Genomic DNA, 21,385 nt, shown 5'->3' with positions numbered 1-21,385 from the left:
ACCATCGATGTTTCTGATATTTCTCCGCTCGCTCGTATTCAACGTGCTGTTCTACGCCGTGCTGGTGTGTCTTGCGATCGTGGCGCTGCCGACCTTCGCATTGCCGCCGCGAGCCATGCTCACGGTGGCGGAATGGTGGGCCAAGACGACGCTGTTCCTGATGCGCGTGGTCTGCAACATCAAGGTGGAATTCCGGGGTGTCGAGAAGATTCCGAAGGGACCGCTGCTGATCGTGGCCAAGCATCAGTCGTTCTGGGAGACCTTCGTGCTGCCGGGTTTCTTCCACCGGCCCATCTTCATCCTCAAACGCCAGCTCATGCAGATCCCGGTGTTCGGTCAATTCCTGGTCAAGACCGGGATGATCGCGATCGACCGCAATGCCGGCGTGAAGGCGCTGCTCGACATGACGCGGCGGGCGCGCGAGGCGGTGCGCAGCGGAAAGCAGCTCGTGATCTTTCCGGAAGGCACGCGCCGTGCTCCCGGGGCGGCGCCCGACTACAAGACCGGCTTTGCGCAGATCTATTCGTCCTGCGGCGTGCCGTGCCTTCCGATCGCGCTGAACTCCGGTCTGTTCTGGCCGCGCCGCACCTTCATGCGCTATCCTGGAACCCTGGTGGTGGAGTTTCTCGACCCGCTGCCGGCGGGGCTGCCGAAGGACGAGTTTCTTTCGCGCGTGCAGACGGCGATCGAGGACGCGACCGGCCGTCTCGTCGAAGCCGGCCGCAAGGAGCAGGAGCAATTGATTGGCTCCGCGCCAAGCTACGCGCCGACCGGTGGCTAGCGGCTTTCGCGATCTCCGGTCGGGGCCGGCACGTGCAGCGCATCACCATGCAGCATCAATGCAAGCTGGTGCAGCTGGGCGTCGCGAAAGCCTTCCGCCTCGATCGCCTTTACCGTTGCCGTGACGTAATCGCGGTTGGCGCCGGACTGCCCATGGCCCTGGAGCACATGACGGTGCTGCTCGGCCAGCGACAGCCGGCCGGCATATTGCACATGGCTGCGGTCGACGACGTAGGCGAGCGCCGAGACACGCTGGCGCGCATCGTTCTCCAGCCACACCGAACGCATCACCTCTCGATAGACCGACGTGACCTGCTCGCGTGCGCGCAAATAGGCGACAACGTCGGCGCGGTTCTTCTCGGCGACACGAAAGGCGATGCCGCGGCAGGCGCCGCCGCGGTCGAGTCCAAGGACCAGACCCGGCTTTTCCGGCGTACCGCGATGCACGAAGGAATAGACGCAGAGCGCGCGATGCTCGCCGACCAGCCGTGCCGGGACGCGTTCCTCGAACTCGAAGCCCGGCCGCCACATCAGCGAACCGTAGCCGAACACCCAGAGGTCGCCCTTGGCGGTGGTGACGGAGGGGACGGTGATTTCCGACATTTCGGGCACGGCTACCAGAACCATGCCCCGAAGCGAAGCGATTTCTCGGCCTTTCGTCGCAGGCCGGCCCCGCTTACATTTGCCTGAATCTGGCGTCAAAGGGTCGCCGCATGTCCAATATGACCGTTGCCACAGGCCGCCGCTCCCGTTGGGGCCTTTTCATCGCCCCCGTCTTTGTCCTGATCCTCGCCGTTGCGTGGAGCGGCTTCTGGTTCTATGCGGCGTCGCAGGCCGAAATCGCCGCCGACGCTTGGCGCGCGCAGGAGGCCAAGTCCGGCCGCATCTATGATTGCGCCAAGCGCTCGATCGCGGGCTTCCCGTTCCGCTTCGAGGTGCAATGCTCCGGCGCCAGCGTCGCCCTGGTGTCGCAGAACGCGAGCAAGACACCGTTCACGGCGAAGCTCGACAACATCCTGGTCGTGGCCCAGGTCTACGACCCCAAGCGCGTCATCGCGGAATTCTCCGCGCCGGCCACGCTGACCGACGGCATCACGCAGAACACCTTCGCGGTGAACTGGAGCAAGGGGCGCGCCAGCGTGGCTGGCCTGCCGGCCGTGCCGGACCGTGCCTCCATCGTGTTCGACGACCCCAGCCTCAATCGGCTCGACGGCAGCGTCCAGGTGCCGCTTGCGCGCGCCAGGCAGGTCGAGCTGCACGGACGTCTCGCGGAGGGATCAAAGCCCGATCATCCCGTGATCGAGACCGTGCTTCACGTCGCGCAGGGCAGCATTCAGGGCGTGCACCCGCTGTTAGCCGAGCCGTTCGAAGCCGACACCCGCGCCAAGATCACCGGCCTCTCCGACCTCACGCCAAAGCCCTGGCCGCAGCGCTTTCGCGAGATCCAGGCCGCCGGCGGCCATATCGAGATCGTGCAGTCGCGCATCCAGCAGGGCGAGATGATCGCGGTCGCGGCCGGCAAGCTCGGCCTCTCGCCCAATGGCCGGCTCGACGGCGAATTGCAGATGACCGTCACAGGCCTCGAGCGCGTGATCCCGGCGCTCGGCATCGAGAAGATGCTGGAGGAGGGCGTGCCGCAGGCGACGCTGGATCGACTCGCGCCGGGCGTGAAGTCGCAGGACCTCAACAATCTCTTTGGAGCGCTCGACCGCGCCGTTCCCGGCCTCGGCAAGGTCATCAAGCAGAACGCCAATGCGGGCGTTGCGGCCGGCATCAATTCGATCGGCACAGAGAGCACGCTGGAAGGCAAGAAGGCGCGAAGCTTCCCGCTGAAATTCGTCGATGGCGCGGTGCTGCTCGGCCCGGTCAAGGTCGGCCAGATTCCGCCGCTGTATTGACTTGCCGTCACTCCGGGGCATCCGCAAAGCGAATGAACCCGGAACCTCGAGTGTGAAGCTACGGCTTCTTGAGCGCAGCCAGGCGACCAAAGTCGGGCGCCGCCGAGTCCTGGCCGATCTCGACGATGCCGCGGCGGATGGCGCGGGTGCGGGTGAAGTGGTCGAACAGCGCCTCGCCATCGCCGCGCCGTATCGCGCGGGTGAGTTTTGCGAGATCCTCGGTGAAGGTGCCCAGCATCTCCAGCACGGCCTCCTTGTTGGCGAGGAAGACGTCGCGCCACATCGTCGGGTCGGACGCCGCGATGCGGGTGAAATCGCGGAAGCCGCCGGCGGAGAATTTGATCACCTCGGATTCCGTCACCTGCGCCAGCTCGTCGGCGGTGCCGACGATGGTGTAGGCGATCAGATGCGGCAGATGGCTGGTGATCGCGAGCACGAGATCGTGATGATCCGGCGTCATGATCTCGACCTTGGCGCCCATCGCCGCCCAGAACGCCCTCAGATGCTCCGTGGCCGCCGCATCGGTATCTTCCGGCGGGGTCAGGATGCACCAACGATTGATGAACAGCTCGGCGAAACCCGAATCCGGGCCGGAATGCTCGGTGCCCGCAACCGGATGCGCCGGCACGAAATGAATGCCTTTCGGCAGATGCGGAACCATGTCGCGGACAACCGCGCCCTTGACCGAGCCGACGTCGGAGACGATCGCGCCCGGCTTCAGATGCGCGGCGATCTCCTGCGCCACAGCTCCGCAGGCGCCGACCGGAATGCAGAGGATGACGAGATCGGCATCCTTCACCGCCTCCGCATTGGTCGCCACCACCTGATCGACGATGCCGAGCTCGGCGACGCGCGCGCGGGTCTTCTCCGAGCGCGCGGTGGTGACGATCTCGGAAGCCAGGCCCTGGAGCTTCGCAGCGCGCGCGATCGAGCCGCCGATCAGGCCGAAGCCGATCAGTGCGACGCGCTGGAAGTGCGCCTGTTCGCTCATTTGCCGGCCATGAAGTCGCGCAAGCCCTCGACGACGAGGCGGTTGGCCTCTTCGGTACCGATCGTCATGCGCAGCGCATGCGGCAGTCCGTAGTTCTTCAGCGCACGCAGGACGAGACCGCGCCTGGTCAGGAAAGCGTCCGCGTCATCAGCGGTCCTGCCCTTGTCGGTCGGGAAATGGATCAGAACGAAATTGGCGACGCTTGGCGTCACCTTCAGTCCGAGCTTGCCGATTTCCTCGGTGAGCCAGTTGCGCCAGGTCTCGGTGAACTGCTTCGACATCGCCTGGTGCGCGGTGTCCTCGATCGCGGCGACGGCGGCGTACATCGCCGGTGTCGACACGTTGAAGGGACCGCGGATGCGGTTGACGGCATCGATGATGTGCTCGGGCCCGAACATCCAGCCGATGCGCAGCGCAGCGAGCCCGTGGATCTTGGAGAAGGTGTGCGTCACCACTGTGTTCTCGGTGGTGGCGACGAGCTCGATCCCCATCTCGTAGTCGTTGCGCGAGACGTAGTCGCAATAGGCGGCGTCGAGCACCAGCAGCACGTGCGAGGGCAGGCCGGCGCGCAGCCGTTTGACCTCGTCGAACGGAAGATAGGTGCCGGTCGGATTGTTGGGATTGGCGAGCCAGACCAGCTTTGTCCGCGGCGTCACGGCCTTCAGGATGGCGTCGACGTCGGCGGTGAGGTTGCTCTCCTGCGCCACCACGTTCTTGGCGCCGACGGCCATGGTCGCGATCGGGTAGACCAGGAAGCCGTGCGTGGTGGAGATCGCCTCGTCGCCGTGGCTGAGATAGGTGTGGGCGAGCAGGTTGAGGATCTCGTCCGAACCGGCGCCGCAGATGATGCGGTTGGGATCGAGCCCGAAAGAGCGGCCGATCGCCTCGCGCAGCACGCGCGAGGTGCCTTCCGGATAGTCCTCGAGATGATCCGCCACGCGCTTGAAGGCTTCGATCGCCTTGGGCGAGGGCCCGAATGGCGTCTCGTTCGCGGAGAGCTTGAACACCTTGCGGCCCGGCTCCGGCACCGGGCTCTTGCCGGGGGTATAGGGCGCAATATCGAGAATGCCGGGATTCGGCACGGGGCGGGACATCTGGGACTCCGGATAGGCTGGGCTGCTCGCGATTTACTATTTCGTGCCGGTCGGGGGCACCGTATAGCGCGTTGCGTGGCTGCCGACGAGGGCCGTGGAGCGCACCGAGGCCCCCGCCTCGATCAGGGCAGCCTTGATTTTGTCGATGCTGGTTGCGCTCGTGACCGAGACCAGCAGCGCCGCGCCGTCGAAGGCCGTGTCCGGCACCGCCACGATCTCCGCCAGCGGCGACAGGGCGCGTGCGACCTCGGCGTTCCACCCGGAGACGCGCACGCTGAAGGTCTCGACCTCCGTAACCAGCGCGCTGTCGGCGACCCGCGAGATCGTAAACACCGGCAAGGCGGCCGGATGGTCTGCGCGTTCGACGAATGGCAGCCGCGCGATGATTTTCGGCGCGCCATCGGCTTCCAACTCCAGCCACCACGGCGTGCGGCTCGACGTCGCCGAGACCAGCGCCAGATCGCCCTTGGACTTTGCTGCCGCTTCGACTGCGGCCTGCGCGCTGAAATGCGCGACGTAAGGCACGGTAAAACCGAAATGGAAGCGCGCGGAATCGCGCATCGCCGGCTCGCTCGCCGAGATGTCGGCATGCACCGAGAACGGCGCCTGCACGTAAGTGAAGGTCGAGATGATGACGCGCCAGATGCTCTCGACCGTGTCGAGCGGCAGGATGCCGCGATGGCGCTGCACGAGGTGGCGCATCATGTCGGCCTCGCGCGCAGGCCGAAACGCCGAGCCGACCTCCTGTGTCTGCTTGACCTGGATCAGGCGGTCGATGATGTCGCCGCGCTGCATCAGCAAGCGATGCATGCTCTCGTCGATCGCATCGATCTCCTTGCGCAGTTCCTGAAGCGAGGGTGGCGCGGGGGGACGTTGGGACATATCTGGCGAGGTCTGTTGAAGACGTTCCGATGCGGATCAGCCTTAGGGGTGGATCCGCTGCGAGCAACATCCTGATTAGGCAGTCGGCCCGGCGAAAGCAAAGAGAAATGACGGCTCTTTCTGCGGGCGGCGCCGCACTGATCTTAGCTCATTCGGGCCGCGACTTGACGAAAACCGCCCAAGACGGTAGCTTTTGCCCCGTTCCGTGGTCATTTGAGCCGGCCGGCTTGCAGCCACGTTAAAAAACTCGCTAAACAGGCCGGGGACGCTTCCGATCCCGGCCGAACCTATCGTTCAGGCCGGGTTTTTCATGGCCTGATTCCAGCGGCGGTCTGAGGGCAGTCGCAAACGAGGTCGATGATGGTTGGCGTCAAGTCGGTACCCAGTCCTGCGATCAGCGCCGACGAACGGTCGCATGAAGTGGATCATCCAAGCTCGCAGGTCGCGCATTTCGGCGCCGAGCAGCCGCTGCGGCTCGATTGCGGCGTCGATCTCACCCCGTTCCAGATCGCCTATCAGACCTATGGCGAGCTCAACGCCGATCGCTCCAACGCCGTGCTGATCTGCCATGCGCTGACCGGCGATCAACATGTCGCCAATGTGCATCCCGTCACCGGCAAGCCGGGCTGGTGGGAGACGCTGGTGGGCCCGGGACGGCCCATCGATCCCAAGCACTACTTCATCATCTGCTCCAACGTGATCGGCGGCTGCATGGGCTCGACCGGGCCGGCCTCGATCAATCCCGCCACCGGCAAGGTCTGGGGCCTGGATTTTCCCGTCATCACCATTCCCGACATGGTCCGCGCGCAGGCGATGCTGATCGACAGGCTCGGCATCGAGACGCTGTTTGCCGTCGTCGGCGGCTCGATGGGCGGCATGCAGGTGCTGCAATGGACCGCGGCCTATCCCGCCCGCGTGTTCTCCGCGCTGGCAATTGCATGCTCGACGCGTCACTCGGCGCAGAACATCGCCTTCCACGAGCTCGGCCGCCAGGCGGTGATGGCCGACCCCGACTGGCACGGCGGCGGCTATGCAGATCGCGGCATCCATCCGCATCGCGGGCTCGCCGTGGCGCGGATGGCGGCGCACATCACCTATCTCTCGGACGCGGCGCTGCATCGCAAGTTCGGCCGGCGCATGCAGGATCGAGATCTGCCGACCTTCTCGTTCGACGCCGACTTCCAGGTCGAGTCCTATCTGCGTTACCAGGGCTCGTCCTTCGTCGAGCGTTTCGATGCCAACTCCTACCTCTACCTGACGCGTGCGATGGACTATTTCGACATCGCCGCCGATCACGGCGGCGTGCTGGCGAAGGCGTTTGCGGGCATCAAGACGCGTTTCTGCGTGGTGTCCTTCACCAGCGACTGGCTGTTCCCGACTTCGGAATCGCGCGCGCTGGTGCACGCGTTGAACGCTTCCAGCGCGCGGGTGTCGTTTGCCGAGATCGAGACCGATCGTGGCCACGACGCCTTCCTGCTCGACGTTCCCGAGTTCTTCGACATCTCGCGCGCGTTCCTGCAGTCCGCCGGGAAGGCCCGCGGGCTCACGGGCAGAAAGGACGGCTAGCGATGTCTGTGCAGGAAGTGCTGCCGCTGAACGGCGTGACGAGCGGGGCGGCCGGTCAGTATCGCGTCGATCATCTGCTGGTGGCCGAGATGGTCAAGCCGGGCTCGAAGGTGCTCGATGTCGGCTGCGGCGAGGGCGATCTGCTTCAACTGCTGGAGACCCGCGGCATCGACGGCCGCGGCATCGAGCTGTCGCGCGAGGGCGTCAACCGCTGCGTCGCCAAGGGGCTCGCGGTGGTGCAGGGCGATGCCGACACCGATCTCGTGAATTATCCCGATGACGCCTTCGACTACGTCATCCTGTCGCAGACGCTGCAGGCGACGCGGCAGCCGCGTGTCGTGCTGGAGAATCTCCTGCGCATCGGCCGCCGCGCCATCGTGTCGTTCCCGAATTTCGGCTTCTGGAAGATGCGACTCCAGCTGCTGATCGGGGGCCACATGCCACGCACCGAGAACTTGCCGGCGACATGGTACGACACCGCCAACATCCATTTCTGCACGATCAAGGATTTCGTCGAGCTTTGCGACGAGATCAACGTCAAGATGGAACGCTCCGTCGCGCTCGATCTCTATGGCCGGCCCGTGCCGCTGAACCTGCCTTGGTGGGTGTGGAACATGTTCGGCGAGCAGGCGGTGTTCTTGCTGAGCAGGGGCGGCGGGAAATAGTTTGCCGTCGCCCGGATGGAGCGGAGCGCAATCCGGGGCAGGTCGCGCCGCGCTCGAGAGTCCCGGATTACGCTTGCGCTCCATCCGGGCTACGAGACGGAGTGTTTGGCGACGCCTTCGCTCTAGTGCGCCGCCAGCGACCGCGGATCGCGCACCGGCCAACGACCGGCTTCCACCAGCGTGACGAACCGCGCCACGCTCTCGTTGAACAGTGCGGGCTCTTCCAGGTTGAGGACGTGGCCCGATTTCGGAAACATCGCGAGGCCGGCCGCGGGCAGGTGCTTCTTCAGGAACAGGCTCGGCCCGACGCACGGATCGTCCTCGTCGCCGCAGATGATCAGTGCGGGCGTCGCTACGCCCCTGATCGCGTCCGTCATGGTGTAGATCGAGGGGCGACCGCCCTGGAAGCCGCGCATCGTATTGGCCGACCCCTTGGCGTCGTGCCGGGCCAGCGCGGCATAGAAATCGGCATGCCCGCGTGGATCCTTCACCAGGAACGGAATCCGGCTCGGTGCCTCGCGCGTGATCTTTGCGACCTCGACGGAGCCGAGGGTCTCGAACTGCTCGGCATTGGCGCGGCACTGCTTGCGCCAGTTCTCGAGATTCTCGATCTCCGACCCGGAGCCGACGCCGGCGAGCGTCATCGATAAGGCGCGCTGCGGGGCGTTCAATCCGATCTGAAGCGAGGAATAGGCTCCCATCGACAGGCCGACCAGATGCGCGCGATCTATGCCGAGATGGTCGAGCACCGCGAGCGCATCGGAGTAGAAATGCGTGTAGGTGTAGACCTCGCCGTCGGGCACATCCGACGGCGTATAGCCGCGCGCCGAATAGGTGATGCAGCGATGGCCGCGCGAGAAGTAGCGCATCTGCGGCTCCCAATTGGTGTAGTCGGCCGCAAATTCGTGCAGGAAGATGATCGGCGTGCCGCTGCCGGCTTCCTCGAAATAAAGTCGGCACTTGTCCCTCGTCATGGCGTAAGGCATCGGGTTTGCTCCCTGAGAGTGCTGCGGCATTGGAATGCCGTTCTGCAGTTCACGCATGCGAGTTCTAGCACCGTTAACCTCCGCGCAAAATCTCCAAGAACGTGTCTTGATCTCGCCACATCCGGATTCTGATACGCGCCTGCATGTTTGGCCCACCGCACGGGCCGATCGGGAAAGTGGGGTGTAACGAAGGATGAAGAATGGTTGAGTTGTTTGCGTTTCGCCTGTCGCGTTGTGTTGTCGCGCTGGCGCTTTTCTTTGCGGCGGTCACCGCGTTCGTTTCTCCGGCCTCGGCACGGCCGCTTCATCGTCATAGCGCAGAGCGGCACAGTCACGTGCACCACGCCAGACATCATCATCACCGCCATCATGCACGCAGCTCGCGCTTCGCGCGGAGCGCGGCACAGCTGCAGGCGAGTGGCTTCGCCAACACCCAGGCCAGCTATGATCCGAATGCCAACGCCGGCGGTGCGGGGATGAACGGCGGCTTCGGCGGCGGATCGGGTCTCGTGTCCGAAGCGCGCCGCTATCTCGGCGGCAATCCGACCGGGCGCGGCAGACTTTGGTGCGCGCGCTTCATGAATGTGGTGCTGCAACAGACCGGCCATCAGGGCACCGGCTCCGACATGGCGAGCTCTTTCGCGCGCTACGGCACGCGCGTGTCCGGCCCGCAGGTCGGCGCCATCGCGGTGATGTCGCGCGGGCGCCGGGGCGGCCATGTCGGTATCATCACCGGCATCGATGCGCAGGGCAATCCGATCATGATCTCCGGCAACAGCGGCAACCGCGTCCGCGAAGCGCCTGTCTCGCGCGGCCGGATCTATGCGTATGTGATGCCCAATTGAGGTGACGCCTCGTCATTGCGAGCGAAGCAATCCAGAATCCCTCCGCGGAAATGGTCTGGATTGCTTCGTCGCATCGCTCCTCGCAATGACGGAGTGTGCGCAGCCGGCGCAGCAGCTCACACCAGCTTCGGCTCCTCCACCGCCACCGCATCGCCGACGCCAATGTCACCGTCGGCGATGACCTCGGCGTAGATGCCGCAATCCATGTGGCCGAGATGGCGCGAGAGCGTCGGTGGTATCTCGAGATCGCGCTTGGCCGTTTCAGGATCGACATTGGTGGCCGGGCAGCGGACGATGCGCTTGACTACCTGCAGCCGGGCCTGCCCGACCGCAAGCGTCCGGCCGACGAGGTCGAGCTCCGACCAGGCCGGCCAGCCCTTGACGTAGAGATTGGCGCGGAAGCGCAGGGGATGCACGGCGACGCCGTCCAGCATGTTCTCGATCGCGCGGACGCTGTCGAGATTGATGATCGAGACGACCTTGCGGGCGACGTCGGAGAAGCTGTGGTCGCGGCCGGACAGAACCTTGGGCGGGCCCTTCAGCTCCGGCTGGAAGTTCTCACTGAAATAGGCCTCGATGGCCGCACGTCCGGCGGCGGTCTCGAGGTCCGCGCTCGCGACGATTCTGCCGTCCCTGCGGATGGTCAGCACATGGCTGGCGTCGTCGAACCGGGTATCGAGTTCAGCCAGCCGCTCGTTGCGCGCCAGCATCAGAAACTGGATTTTCGGCTTCCACTGGGGCGCATCAGGATCGAAGCCGCTCGGGCCGTTCTCGATGGCGTAGCGGCGATCGGCGGGCAGGGTCTTGCCGACCCGCAGAGGGACCCGCGACAGGCGTTCGGGCGTCAGGCCCTTGATCGGGTATCGGTAGAGACCGGTAATCTCGGCAATGTGGCTGTCTATCATGCCGTTACTTAAGGGATTCGGCCTGTCTGCGCCAAGCCGTCCCACAAGCGCACGAAATTGTGAACTTGCCTCTTTCGCACCCGCCCCCAGCTTCCCACATCTGCCTCAGGCCGGCGGCAACGTCGGCAAAACACGACCGTTCCCGCTTGAGAAACGTCAATGCGGACAGCGGAAACCCAATGAAGATGCCGTATTGGGGTGCCTGAGAGGGCCCCAAGGGCAGGCCGAGGGACAGAAAAGATGAACATTGAGAAGTACACCGAACGCTCCAGGGGCTTCATCCAGTCTGCGCAGTCGCTCGCGATGCGCGAGGGGCACCAGCAATTCTCCACCCTGCACGTTCTGAAAGTCCTGCTGGACGACAATGAGGGCCTCGCTGCCGGTCTGATCGACCGTGCCGGCGGCAATTCCCGTGCAATCCTGAAGGCGACCGAGGACGCGCTCGGCAAGGTGCCGAAGGTCTCCGGCGGTGGCGCCGGGCAGATCTACCTCGCGCCGGAGCTTGCCCGCACCTTCGACGCGGCCGAGAAGGCCGGCGAGAAGGCTGGCGACAGTTTCGTCACCGTCGAGCGGCTGCTGCTCGGCCTCACGCTGGAGAAGACCAGCGAGGCCGGCACGATCCTCAATAAGGGCGGCGTCACCCCGCAAAACCTCAATGCGGCGATCGAGGCGTTGCGCAAGGGCCGCACCGCGGATTCGGCGACCGCCGAGAACGCCTATGACGCCCTGAAGAAATATGCCCGCGACCTGACCCAGGCTGCGCGCGACGGCAAGCTCGATCCGGTCATCGGCCGCGACGAGGAGATCCGCCGCACCATCCAGGTGCTGTCGCGCCGGACCAAGAATAATCCCGTGCTGATCGGCGAGCCCGGCGTCGGCAAGACCGCCATCGCGGAAGGCCTTGCGCTGCGCATCGTCAACGGCGACGTGCCGGAGAGCCTGAAAGACAAGAAGCTGCTCTCGCTCGACCTGGGCGCACTGATCGCCGGTGCGAAGTACCGCGGCGAGTTCGAGGAGCGGCTGAAGGCCGTGCTCCAGGAAGTGACCGGGAGCGAGGGCACTTTCATCCTGTTCATCGACGAAATGCACACGCTGATCGGCGCCGGGAAGGGCGACGGCGCGATGGACGCCTCCAACCTGCTCAAGCCTGCGCTCGCTCGCGGCGAGCTGCACTGCATCGGCGCGACCACGCTGGACGAGTATCAGAAGCACGTGGAGAAGGACGCGGCGCTGGCGCGGCGCTTCCAGCCGATCTTCGTCAGCGAGCCCTCGGTCGAGGACACTATCTCGATCCTGCGCGGCCTGAAGGACAAGTACGAGCAGCACCATGGCGTGCGGATCACCGATTCCGCGCTTGTTGCGGCGACGACGCTGTCCAACCGCTACATCACCGACCGCTTCCTGCCGGACAAGGCGATCGACCTCATGGACGAGGCCGCGGCGCGGCTGAAGATGCAGGTCGATTCCAAGCCGGAAGAGCTGGATTCGCTCGACCGCGAGATCATTCGGCTCAAGATCGAGCAGGAGGCGCTGAAGAAGGAAAGCGATCTCGGCTCCAAGTCCCGGCTCCAGACCCTGGAGAAGGACCTTGCCGAGCTAGAGGAGAAGTCGGCTGCCCTGACGGCGCGCTGGAGCGCGGAGAAGAGCAAGCTCTCCGATGCCCAGAAGCTGAAGGCCGAGCTCGATGGCCTGCGTGTCGAACTCGCCAACGCCCAGCGGCGCGGCGAATTCCAGAAAGCCGGCGAGCTGGCCTATGGCCGCATCCCGCAGCTCGAGAAGCAGCTAGCCGACATCGAGGCCAAGGAGAACTCCGGCGAGATGATGGAGGAGGCGGTGACCGCCAACCACATCGCGCAGGTGGTCTCGCGGTGGACTGGCGTGCCCGTCGACAAGATGCTGGAAGGCGAGAAGGAGAAGCTTCTCAAGATGGAGGAGCAGCTGGGGCAGCGTGTCGTCGGCCAGGCCGAGGCCGTGCGTGCGGTCGCGACCGCCGTGCGCCGTTCGCGAGCGGGCTTGCAGGACCCGAACCGGCCGACAGGCTCGTTCATGTTCTTGGGCCCCACCGGCGTCGGCAAGACCGAGCTGACCAAAGCCTTGGCGGAGTACCTGTTCAACGACGAGACCGCGATGGTCCGCCTCGACATGTCCGAATACATGGAGAAGCACTCGGTCTCGCGGCTGATCGGCGCGCCTCCGGGCTATGTCGGCTATGACGAGGGCGGCGCGCTCACCGAGGCGGTACGGCGCCGGCCCTACCAAGTGGTGTTGTTCGATGAGATCGAGAAAGCGCATCCCGATGTCTTCAACGTCCTGTTGCAGGTGCTCGACGACGGCCGCCTGACCGATGGCCAGGGCCGCACCGTCGATTTCCGCAACACGCTGATCATCATGACCTCGAACCTCGGTTCGGAGTATCTGGTGAACCAGCCGGAGGGCGAGGACACCTCGGCGGTGCGCGAGCAGGTGATGGGAATGGTGCGGGGGCACTTCCGCCCCGAATTCCTCAACCGCGTCGACGAGATCATCCTGTTCCACCGCCTGCAGCGCAGCGAGATGGGCCGCATCGTCGAGATCCAGTTCACGCGGCTGCAGAAGCTGCTGACCGATCGCAAGATCGTGCTGACGCTCGATGCCGCCGGCCGCGACTGGCTCGCCGCCAAGGGCTGGGATCCCGCCTACGGTGCAAGGCCGCTGAAGCGGGTGATCCAGCGCTATCTCCAGGACCCGCTCGCCGAGATGATCCTCGCCGGCGACGTCAGGGACGGCGACAGCGTTGCGATCTCGTCCGAAGGCAATGTGCTGACCTTCAACGGCAAGGCGCCGCAGACCGCCGAGATTGCGCAGTTCGAGGCGCCGGTGGCGAAGCGCAAGCTGAATTGATCGGCAATGCCGCGATTACCCGCCCCGGAGAGGTTTCGCCTCTCCGGGGCGAATTATGTTTGGTGAAGGTTGCGCGCAGTCCTAGCCGGCTGCGGGCGCTGAGCCCGCTTTCGCCGGTCCAGCCTCCTCGTCGTCCTCTTCCAGCTCCGACAGAATATCAACCAACTCGCGCACCCGTCCCTGCGCCAGCGGCCGCAAATCGTTGATCATGGGCTCGTCATTGGCGAGCCAGGCCTGGGCCTCGGCGAGCTCCTCAGCGGTCGCGCCTGTTCCGATGATCTGGGCAATGGTGACATCGTCGGCGCGGTCCACGGCTTTGACGACATCGTCGCGTGAGAGGCGCGTCATGGGCGATTCTCCTGCTGGTCGGCTTCCGTCTGCGTCTAACCGAGAACCGGCGCGCAGGTTCCGCGCGGCGGACCTGCACGAGCGCTCCTACTTCTTCACCGCCTTGTAGATCGCGTTCTCGACGTCCGAGCTGAAGTAGATCGCGCCCGTTGCACCGACGGCGACGCCGGTCGGGATATGCGTCGGCAGGCCGCCAGGGGCGCCGGTGAGGCCGATCGGGAGATTGGCCGCGATCTCGGTGATTTTGCCGCTCTCCGGTGCGATCGCGATCAGCCGTTTGGCGCCGACCTCCGCCACGATCAGTTGGCCGTCGCTGGTGCGCGCGATGCCTTCGGGCATTTTCAGCTCCTTGGCGACCAGCGCCTTCTTGCCATTGCCGTCGATCCTGGAGACGGTGCCGGCAAAGGCTTCGGTGACGTAGACCTCGTCGCCGGCGCCGCGGACCAGCCCCACCGGTCCCTCGAGATCGCCGATCAGTGTGACGCGATCCTTGCCATGCTCACCGCTCACCTTGACCAGTGACTTGGTCCCAAGCTCGGCCACCAGGATGCTGCCGTCCGCGAGCACGACCGCGTCATGTGGTGCCTTGAAGCCGTGCAGCATGTCTCGCGTCGCGCCGGTCTTGCCGTCGATGACCTGCACGGTGCCGGTGAACCAGCTCGACAGGATCACGTCGTTGCCCTTCGCCGTCGCGCTCATGGGGTATTCGAGCGTCCTGCCGGCGGCATGCATGCGCGTCTTCTCGGTGACCTCGCCGGTGGCCCCGTCCACCGTGCGATAGGCGAACACGTCGGCGACGTGGATCGTGTCCTTGCCGTTCTCCGAGGTGACGCCGATCCCGCCGGGTAGCGCGAGCTTGCCGATGATGATCTGCTTGGCTTGGCCGGTCGCCGGATCGATCTCCTGGATGCCGTTGTCGGCCATGTTGGAGACGTAGATGCGATCCCTGCCGTCGATGGCGAGATTGTCCAGCGACGGCTTCAATTGCGCGACGGTGGCCTTGGCGCCCGATTTGGGGTCGACCCGGACGAGCTGGCCGAGCGCGGTGTCGATCACGAACAGGTTGCCCCTGGAATCGAAGTTCACCGCGGCCGGCACTTTGAAGCCCTCGGCGACGACGGTCAGCTCCGCCTTGTCGACATCGACCTTGGCGACCTGGCCCTTGAACCAGAGCGGACCGTACAGCTTGTCGTCGGGACCGAACTCGAAGCCGTTGAGTCCGCCCATCTTCTCCATGATCTGATGCGGCGGCTTGATGCCCTCGACGTCGATTTCATAAAGCGCGTCGCCGAGGAAGACGGTGGTGGCGTAGAGCCTGCCGTCCTTGCGGAAGGCGAGCGAGTTGATGCCGGGAAGGCCGCTCGCGAGCTTCTTGATCGGGCCGTCGCCCTTGCGTGCATAGAGCTCGCCGGCGAGAAATCCGGTCCAGGCCATGGTGCCATCGGGCGCGAACGCGATGTCGTCGGCCATTCCGACCGGCGCCGGGATTGCAACCTTGGCGCTACCGCTGGCAATGTCGACCTCGTAGAGCGCCGCGCCCGCGACGCTGCCGGCAAACAAATGGCCGGCCTTGTCGACCGCGAGCCCGTGCACGCCGTGGAAGGCCGAGCCTGGAACAAGCCTTGTGACCTCCCAGCCGCCGGCCGAAGCGGTCGTGGCTGAGAGCAGCGCAGCGACGACAGCTGCGCAGGCGAGCCCATTCTTCATGGCGAGACCTCCCGTTTTTTTGGAAAGTATTCGCCCGTGCTGCGGCTTTGGCAAACGAAACTTGACGTTGCGACACCGCCAAGCGCGCCTCGCTGTGCCGCGTCATCGTTTGAAATCTTGTTCGAAAATGTCCGTCGAAATCGGCGTTGCCGACCTACCGGTTGGTGACCTGCAAGGGACCGCCCGTTGCGTCCGACATGCGGGCGATGGCGCTGCCACGGCCGCTCATCATGCCCTCGAGCCGGTCGCGCTCCTTTTCGAAGCTTGCCAGCATCGGGCCTTCCAGCGAACGACCGCGCGGCAGCTTCACGCGCATCGGATCGACGAAGCGGCCGTTGACCAGGATCTCGTAGTGGACGTGCGGACCGGTCGACAGGCCCGACGAACCGACGAAGCCGATCACCTGGCCCTGCCGCACCTTCTTGCCGGGCTCCATGCCCTTGGCGAAGGCCGACATGTGGCCATAGGCGGTCTCATAGCCGTTGGCGTGCTTGATGCGGATGTACTTGCCGTAGCCGCCCTCGGGGCCGGCCTTCTCGATCATGCCGTTTCCGGAGGCGAAGATCGGCGTGCCGTAGGAGGTGGACCAGTCGACGCCGGTATGCATCTTCACATAGCCCAGGATCGGGTGACGGCGGCCGCCGAAACCGGAGCGCATGATGGCGTTGTTGACGGGCTTTCTGACCAGGAACTTTTTCGCGCTCTTGCCGGTCTCGTCGTAGTAGTCGACGACGCCATCGTCGGGGCTCTGGTAGCGATAGTATTTCTTGGTCTCGCCGCCGACGGTCAGCGAGGCGAACAGCACCTCGTTCTTTTCGCTCGACGTCACGCCCTCGTCCTCGCCGGCGTAGAAAACATCGAACGAGTCGCCCGGCTGCACCTTGCGCTGGAAATCGACGTCGTAGGAGTAGATCTTGATCATGTCCTCGATGACGGGCATCGGCACCTTGTTGCGCATCGCCGTCTCGTAGATGCTCTGGTAGAGGCGCACGCCGGAGCCGTCGTCATCGCTGTCGTCGTCGCTGCTGGCGTTGGCCGCAGCGTCCGCCACGGTATTCATGCTGGAGACGTCGACCGCGACGTATTTGCCGAGATCGGACAATGCGGCAATCGCCTCGACCATGGTCTCGTTGGCGATGACGACACGGTAGGGTTGCAGGCGCGCGCCGGGGCTTGCGGGCGCCATCAGGATGCGGAGCTTCTCGCCTTCCTTGAGGCCGCCATCGCGGCCGCGCGGGCCGAGCGTCGCCGTGATGGCCTTGATCTCCTCGGCGGTCGCGCCGAGATCGCGCAGCACGCCAGCGACGCTGTCGCCCTTCTTGACCATGTGGACGCGTTCGCCGTTGGGATTGCCGCCGGTGATCTGCTCCTTGGTCTTGGGCAGCAGCGTGACGTTCTCCGGCACCACGCGCGTCTCGAAACCGGCATAGGGATCGGACGAGGACGTTTCGGTGGCGTAGGCCATCTTGATGTCGGAGGGGCCGGTCGCGCCGGAGACGTCGGCCGTGGCATTGGCAAGCGAGGCGTAACGCACGCCGCCATTGCCGCGCCAGTTGGCGGCGTCGCGGACCCGCATCAGGATATCGTCGAGCGCCACCACCGCGGAAATCTTGGCCTTCGGCAGCACCGCCGACAGGTCCTTGGTGACGAAGGACACTTCCGCGTCGGGCTCGACGGCTTCCGGATTGTTGGGATCGTCGGATGCCGTCTTCGGATCGGAGCCGACATCGGTGAGCAGGCGCTGGGCGTTGAACGGTGGGATCTTCGCCGACAGGTCGCTCGTCGTCATCGACAAATTGCCGGCGATCCGGACGAAGGGGCGCACCCGCATCACGTCGCGGCTACCGACGCGGGCAACCGTCGAGACGCGCACGATGTTGCGCGAGGCCGTGGATTCGCTCGGCGGCGGCAGGCGATCGCTCTTGTGCAGCGTGGCCGCGCGATCGGCGGCGCCGAATGCACCGCGCAGCGCTCCTTCGACCCGCTCCGGCACCTTGGCGAAGGTCATTTCGCCGTCGAGCGATGCGAAAACGGCGCCGCCGATCAGGGCTGCGCCGCAGAGTCCGGTCAGAATTGTCCCACTGAACCATTGCACCGAGACGCGGCGACGGTCGATCACGGCGGCTTCGGAGCCATCGACGGACAGCGGCGGCTCGTGGCCGAGATCGATGATCCCGGTCTCGCGCCCGAAAGTGCCGCGTGACGTCCTGTGGTTCAACCCAAGTCCCCCAATCAACGACCCCGAGAAAGCTCGCTTCGAACCTTTTCCCTGGTCGCCCTCTTCAAGGGGGATCGCCGGAAAAGGCAAGCCGCACAGGCGTCCGCGCTCAGAAAGCCCCTTCGCTGGGGCCGGCCGAAATTACGAACAACTGGACGGATAAAGCTCTCTCGATGTCTCTCGAACGCCGAAGGAAGGTCGCGTCATCTGCAAGATCGCCTTCCTCTGACCCCATGAAAATCGCCGGCAGCCCCCACAGGCATCCCGCGATTCAAGCTTGTCTCTTATCAGAACGCCGCGGGAATGTGGCTCAAGTACGGCGCCTGACATGGAAAATACTTGCTGAAGCGGACGGCGCCAGGGGCAGCCCCGGCGCGGCGCCGTGAGCCCGTCCCATGGGCCCTGCGGAGCCCTCCAGGGCCCAAACTTTTTTTCAGTTTTTTCTTCGGGCGAACTCGGTTCGTCCGCCCAGCGTCTTCCTAAGTGCCTGCAAACACGCAATTTTTTTCGTCATCCCGCTGTGCGACGATTTGTTGACGATTGGCGTTGACAGCCCGGAAGGCGGGGCCTATAACCCCAACCACTGAGCGCGGCGCCGCCGGGTCACTGACCAAGGCGAGCGAACGCGCCACTGATGCTCCTCACCTTGTTGAGTGACACAACAATCGACACCAGTCGGTTGGAGTCATTCATCGTCGGTAAGGGTGTCGGAACCCTTCCAAGCCGGAAGGTTGGGGCCTCCACGGTCCCGGGCTGTTTGACAAGTGAAGATGAAGAAAGAGAAACGTGGACGGCGGAGTCCTTGCGGGTCTCGCTTCTGGAAAGCTTCGGCTTTTCTGATCGAGACCGGACGAAAGACTTCGGCGGTACACGTTTTAAAGGAAACACCATCGTTGCCAGCGATGTGAATCGCAGGCAGCACATCGACTTCGGTCGATAATGGTGGGACCTCGTCAAACGTTGTGATCAGCCGGTTCAAAGTTCAAGTCCAACTTGAGAGTTTGATCCTGGCTCAGAGCGAACGCTGGCGGCAGGCTTAACACATGCAAGTCGAGCGGGCGTAGCAATACGTCAGCGGCAGACGGGTGAGTAACGCGTGGGAACGTACCTTTTGGTTCGGAACAACACAGGGAAACTTGTGCTAATACCGGATAAGCCCTTACGGGGAAAGATTTATCGCCGAAAGATCGGCCCGCGTCTGATTAGCTAGTTGGTAGGGTAATGGCCTACCAAGGCGACGATCAGTAGCTGGTCTGAGAGGATGATCAGCCACATTGGGACTGAGACACGGCCCAAACTCCTACGGGAGGCAGCAGTGGGGAATATTGGACAATGGGGGCAACCCTGATCCAGCCATGCCGCGTGAGTGATGAAGGCCCTAGGGTTGTAAAGCTCTTTTGTGCGGGAAGATAATGACGGTACCGCAAGAATAAGCCCCGGCTAACTTCGTGCCAGCAGCCGCGGTAATACGAAGGGGGCTAGCGTTGCTCGGAATCACTGGGCGTAAAGGGTGCGTAGGCGGGTCTTTAAGTCAGGGGTGAAATCCTGGAGCTCAACTCCAGAACTGCCTTTGATACTGAAGATCTTGAGTTCGGGAGAGGTGAGTGGAACTGCGAGTGTAGAGGTGAAATTCGTAGATATTCGCAAGAACACCAGTGGCGAAGGCGGCTCACTGGCCCGATACTGACGCTGAGGCACGAAAGCGTGGGGAGCAAACAGGATTAGATACCCTGGTAGTCCACGCCGTAAACGATGAATGCCAGCCGTTAGTGGGTTTACTCACTAGTGGCGCAGCTAACGCTTTAAGCATTCCGCCTGGGGAGTACGGTCGCAAGATTAAAACTCAAAGGAATTGACGGGGGCCCGCACAAGCGGTGGAGCATGTGGTTTAATTCGACGCAACGCGCAGAACCTTACCAGCCCTTGACATGTCCAGGACCGGTCGCAGAGATGTGACCCTCTCTTCGGAGCCTGGAGCACAGGTGCTGCATGGCTGTCGTCAGCTCGTGTCGTGAGATGTTGGGTTAAGTCCCGCAACGAGCGCAACCCCCGTCCTTAGTTGCTACCATTTAGTTGAGCACTCTAAGGAGACTGCCGGTGATAAGCCGCGAGGAAGGTGGGGATGACGTCAAGTCCTCATGGCCCTTACGGGCTGGGCTACACACGTGCTACAATGGCGGTGACAATGGGATGCTAAGGGGCGACCCTTCGCAAATCTCAAAAAGCCGTCTCAGTTCGGATTGGGCTCTGCAACTCGAGCCCATGAAGTTGGAATCGCTAGTAATCGTGGATCAGCACGCCACGGTGAATACGTTCCCGGGCCTTGTACACACCGCCCGTCACACCATGGGAGTTGGTTTTACCTGAAGACGGTGCGCTAACCCGCAAGGGAGGCAGCCGGCCACGGTAGGGTCAGCGACTGGGGTGAAGTCGTAACAAGGTAGCCGTAGGGGAACCTGCGGCTGGATCACCTCCTTTCTAAGGATGGTTCTTCAGAAGCTTGCTTCTATCGAACCGTTTTAGAAACATCAGTGGCCAACAGATCGCCAGATCGTTGAGCTGCATTGGCGGGATTTCGCCGTCTTCGTTTCTCTTTCTTCGCGGACGAACACGCGCCGGGGCTGCGCTGTGCGATTGCATTCGGCGCTGGTCGCCGGTGTGCGCAAGCAAGACCCTAGTCCTGATGAGGATAGCGTTAGGGGCTTGTAGCTCAGTTGGTTAGAGCGCGCGCTTGATAAGCGTGAGGTCGGAAGTTCAAGTCTTCCCAGGCCCACCACTTTCATCGAGTGAGCATTCGTCTTCTGGTTACGGGGCCATAGCTCAGCTGGGAGAGCGCGTGCTTTGCAAGCATGAGGTCGTCGGTTCGATCCCGTCTGGCTCCACCAGATGGTTTGATCACCGAGATCTGGTACCGTCGTCCGCGAAACATCACTTCGCATCCTGCTAGTCTGGATAGACAGCAAGATGCGTGTTTTCTGACATCGTAAAGAGGAGATCGATCCGAGTTGGGTCGTGCAGCAGGTTGTTGCGCGGATCCTTCATTATCTCCGGATCATTTTCGGCGCTCGCCTTCAACCGTAAGGTTGAATGCGAGTTGTAAAATGATCCTTTTAGCGAAGCTTGACCGCCTCGCTATCGGAACGATCTTACGAAGCAAGCTGGTCTTTCTAGTCAATGTCCGGCTGTAGATAGCGTTCATCGAGGGCGCGTGCCGCAAGGCAATTCTGCAGACAGCATTCTGCCGAGTGTGTGGACATTGATAATGAGAGCAATCAAGTGCCTTAAGGGTGTTCGGTGGATGCCTTGGCGCTGAGAGGCGATGAAGGACGTGCTACGCTGCGATAAGCCGTGGGGAGCTGCGAAGAAGCTTTGATCCGCGGATTTCCGAATGGGGAAACCCACCTTCGATAGCCGGAACTCCAAGACCTTAGGTTTTGGGGTTCGACCAGAAATGATCGGGACCATGACCGCAAGGTTTTGGATTTCCGGTTATCAAGAGAAGGTATGAGACTTCTGAATACATAGGAGGTTTCAAGCGAACCCAGGGAACTGAAACATCTAAGTACCTGGAGGAAAGGACATCAACAGAGACTCCGTTAGTAGTGGCGAGCGAACGCGGA

The 21,385-nt window shown here is 63.6% G+C and carries 16 protein-coding genes, 2 tRNA genes and 1 riboswitch; of the genes, 8 read left to right on the top strand and 10 right to left on the bottom strand.

Annotated features, from left to right (window positions below; genetic code table 11):
* Positions 1-7 precede the first annotated feature (7 nt).
* Positions 8-781 (top strand): lysophospholipid acyltransferase family protein, encoded by a 774-nt coding sequence (locus tag K408_RS0102555; RefSeq protein WP_024337290.1) that lies wholly within the window; start codon positions 8-10, stop codon positions 779-781.
* Here the strand turns inward: K408_RS0102555 and K408_RS0102550 are convergent.
* Entirely contained in the window at positions 778-1,383 is a 606-nt protein-coding gene (locus tag K408_RS0102550; protein ID WP_024337291.1) for a gamma-glutamylcyclotransferase, read from the bottom strand. The genes K408_RS0102555 and K408_RS0102550 overlap by 4 nt on opposite strands.
* Before the next feature lie 110 nt (positions 1,384-1,493).
* Between K408_RS0102550 and K408_RS0102545 the strand changes: the two genes are divergently transcribed.
* Positions 1,494-2,678, top strand: coding sequence for a DUF2125 domain-containing protein (locus K408_RS0102545; protein WP_024337292.1), 1,185 nt, complete (start codon positions 1,494-1,496; stop codon positions 2,676-2,678).
* A 58-nt stretch (positions 2,679-2,736) separates the two neighbouring features.
* Here the strand turns inward: K408_RS0102545 and K408_RS0102540 are convergent, their stop codons facing one another.
* From K408_RS0102540 to K408_RS0102530, 3 genes are read right to left on the bottom strand one after another with little or no spacing between them, the layout of a single operon-like run.
* Entirely contained in the window at positions 2,737-3,669 is a 933-nt protein-coding gene (locus K408_RS0102540; RefSeq protein ID WP_024337293.1) for a prephenate/arogenate dehydrogenase family protein, read from the bottom strand.
* Positions 3,666-4,763: a histidinol-phosphate transaminase gene (gene hisC, locus K408_RS0102535; protein ID WP_024337294.1), complete on the bottom strand. Its 1,098-nt coding sequence runs from the start codon at positions 4,761-4,763 to the stop codon at positions 3,666-3,668. Before hisC ends, K408_RS0102540 begins: the two co-directional genes overlap by 4 nt.
* 36 nt (positions 4,764-4,799) lie before the next feature.
* Positions 4,800-5,645, bottom strand: coding sequence for a chorismate mutase (locus K408_RS0102530; RefSeq protein ID WP_024337295.1), 846 nt, complete (start codon positions 5,643-5,645; stop codon positions 4,800-4,802).
* A 195-nt stretch (positions 5,646-5,840) separates the two neighbouring features.
* Positions 5,841-5,920, top strand: a riboswitch (SAM riboswitch).
* A gap of 85 nt (positions 5,921-6,005) precedes the next feature.
* Between K408_RS0102530 and metX the strand changes: the two genes are divergently transcribed.
* Together metX and metW are read left to right on the top strand one after the other, a co-directional pair.
* Positions 6,006-7,211, top strand: a complete 1,206-nt coding sequence (gene metX, locus K408_RS0102525; RefSeq protein ID WP_024337296.1) for a homoserine O-acetyltransferase MetX — start codon at positions 6,006-6,008, stop codon at positions 7,209-7,211.
* A gap of 2 nt (positions 7,212-7,213) precedes the next feature.
* Positions 7,214-7,876 carry a methionine biosynthesis protein MetW gene (gene metW / locus K408_RS0102520; RefSeq protein ID WP_024337297.1) on the top strand — a complete coding sequence of 221 codons (663 nt, stop codon included), beginning with the start codon at positions 7,214-7,216 and terminating at the stop codon, positions 7,874-7,876.
* 122 nt (positions 7,877-7,998) lie between these two features.
* Here metW and K408_RS0102515 read toward each other — a convergent pair whose 3' ends face one another.
* Positions 7,999-8,862, bottom strand: coding sequence for an alpha/beta fold hydrolase (locus K408_RS0102515; protein WP_024337298.1), 864 nt, complete (start codon positions 8,860-8,862; stop codon positions 7,999-8,001).
* A gap of 200 nt (positions 8,863-9,062) precedes the next feature.
* Between K408_RS0102515 and K408_RS0102510 the strand changes: the two genes are divergently transcribed.
* Positions 9,063-9,707, top strand: coding sequence for a TIGR02594 family protein (locus tag K408_RS0102510; protein ID WP_024337299.1), 645 nt, complete (start codon positions 9,063-9,065; stop codon positions 9,705-9,707).
* A 116-nt stretch (positions 9,708-9,823) separates the two neighbouring features.
* On the opposite strand, the gene K408_RS0102505 is transcribed toward K408_RS0102510, so the two are convergent.
* On the bottom strand, positions 9,824-10,612 hold the full coding sequence (locus tag K408_RS0102505) for an MOSC domain-containing protein (protein ID WP_024337300.1): 789 nt from the start codon (positions 10,610-10,612) through the stop codon (positions 9,824-9,826).
* A 240-nt stretch (positions 10,613-10,852) separates the two neighbouring features.
* Between K408_RS0102505 and clpB the strand changes: the two genes are divergently transcribed.
* Positions 10,853-13,492, top strand: coding sequence for an ATP-dependent chaperone ClpB (clpB, locus tag K408_RS0102500; RefSeq protein WP_024337301.1), 2,640 nt, complete (start codon positions 10,853-10,855; stop codon positions 13,490-13,492).
* An 81-nt stretch (positions 13,493-13,573) separates the two neighbouring features.
* Here clpB and K408_RS0102495 read toward each other — a convergent pair whose 3' ends face one another.
* The 4 genes from K408_RS0102495 to K408_RS41865 all read right to left on the bottom strand — a co-directional run bounded on the left by K408_RS0102495 (position 13,574) and on the right by K408_RS41865 (position 18,744).
* Positions 13,574-13,840: a hypothetical protein gene (locus tag K408_RS0102495; RefSeq protein WP_024337302.1), complete on the bottom strand. Its 267-nt coding sequence runs from the start codon at positions 13,838-13,840 to the stop codon at positions 13,574-13,576.
* Between the two features lie 87 nt (positions 13,841-13,927).
* The gene (locus K408_RS0102490; protein WP_024337303.1) at positions 13,928-15,547 is read right to left on the bottom strand and encodes an NHL repeat-containing protein; all 1,620 of its coding nucleotides are present in this window, start codon (positions 15,545-15,547) and stop codon (positions 13,928-13,930) included.
* A 154-nt stretch (positions 15,548-15,701) separates the two neighbouring features.
* Complete coding sequence (locus K408_RS0102485; protein WP_024337304.1) at positions 15,702-17,765, bottom strand: M23 family metallopeptidase; 2,064 nt, start codon at positions 17,763-17,765, stop codon at positions 15,702-15,704.
* 685 nt (positions 17,766-18,450) lie between these two features.
* Complete coding sequence (locus K408_RS41865) at positions 18,451-18,744, bottom strand: hypothetical protein (RefSeq protein ID WP_155248234.1); 294 nt, start codon at positions 18,742-18,744, stop codon at positions 18,451-18,453.
* Positions 18,745-20,464: 1,720 nt separating this feature from the next.
* On the opposite strand from K408_RS41865, the gene K408_RS0102470 reads away from it, so the two are divergent.
* Both K408_RS0102470 and K408_RS0102465 read left to right on the top strand, forming a co-directional pair.
* Positions 20,465-20,541 (top strand) — tRNA-Ile (locus K408_RS0102470).
* A gap of 33 nt (positions 20,542-20,574) precedes the next feature.
* Positions 20,575-20,650, top strand: a tRNA-Ala gene (locus K408_RS0102465).
* The last annotated feature ends 735 nt before the right edge of the window (positions 20,651-21,385 follow it).

It is taken from the genome of Bradyrhizobium sp. in8p8 (genome assembly GCF_000426845.1).
Classification (GTDB): Bacteria; Pseudomonadota; Alphaproteobacteria; order Rhizobiales; family Xanthobacteraceae; genus Bradyrhizobium; species Bradyrhizobium japonicum_C.
This window is presented reverse-complemented; position numbering and strand designations above follow the sequence as displayed.

What these genes read in the sequence shown, in the direction of transcription:
- K408_RS0102515 (WP_024337298.1), bottom strand. Translation starts at nt 8,862, where the DNA reads ATGCCTTACGCCATGACGAGGGACAAGTGCCGACTTTATTTCGAGGAA.
- K408_RS0102545 (WP_024337292.1), top strand. Translation starts at nt 1,494, where the DNA reads ATGTCCAATATGACCGTTGCCACAGGCCGCCGCTCCCGTTGGGGCCTT.
- metW (WP_024337297.1), top strand. Translation starts at nt 7,214, where the DNA reads ATGTCTGTGCAGGAAGTGCTGCCGCTGAACGGCGTGACGAGCGGGGCG.
- K408_RS0102495 (WP_024337302.1), bottom strand. Translation starts at nt 13,840, where the DNA reads ATGACGCGCCTCTCACGCGACGATGTCGTCAAAGCCGTGGACCGCGCC.
- K408_RS0102550 (WP_024337291.1), bottom strand. Translation starts at nt 1,383, where the DNA reads ATGTCGGAAATCACCGTCCCCTCCGTCACCACCGCCAAGGGCGACCTC.
- K408_RS0102490 (WP_024337303.1), bottom strand. Translation starts at nt 15,547, where the DNA reads ATGAAGAATGGGCTCGCCTGCGCAGCTGTCGTCGCTGCGCTGCTCTCA.
- clpB (WP_024337301.1), top strand. Translation starts at nt 10,853, where the DNA reads ATGAACATTGAGAAGTACACCGAACGCTCCAGGGGCTTCATCCAGTCT.
- K408_RS0102505 (WP_024337300.1), bottom strand. Translation starts at nt 10,612, where the DNA reads ATGATAGACAGCCACATTGCCGAGATTACCGGTCTCTACCGATACCCG.
- K408_RS0102540 (WP_024337293.1), bottom strand. Translation starts at nt 3,669, where the DNA reads ATGAGCGAACAGGCGCACTTCCAGCGCGTCGCACTGATCGGCTTCGGC.
- K408_RS0102510 (WP_024337299.1), top strand. Translation starts at nt 9,063, where the DNA reads ATGGTTGAGTTGTTTGCGTTTCGCCTGTCGCGTTGTGTTGTCGCGCTG.
- hisC (WP_024337294.1), bottom strand. Translation starts at nt 4,763, where the DNA reads ATGTCCCGCCCCGTGCCGAATCCCGGCATTCTCGATATTGCGCCCTAT.
- K408_RS0102530 (WP_024337295.1), bottom strand. Translation starts at nt 5,645, where the DNA reads ATGTCCCAACGTCCCCCCGCGCCACCCTCGCTTCAGGAACTGCGCAAG.
- K408_RS0102555 (WP_024337290.1), top strand. Translation starts at nt 8, where the DNA reads ATGTTTCTGATATTTCTCCGCTCGCTCGTATTCAACGTGCTGTTCTAC.
- metX (WP_024337296.1), top strand. Translation starts at nt 6,006, where the DNA reads ATGGTTGGCGTCAAGTCGGTACCCAGTCCTGCGATCAGCGCCGACGAA.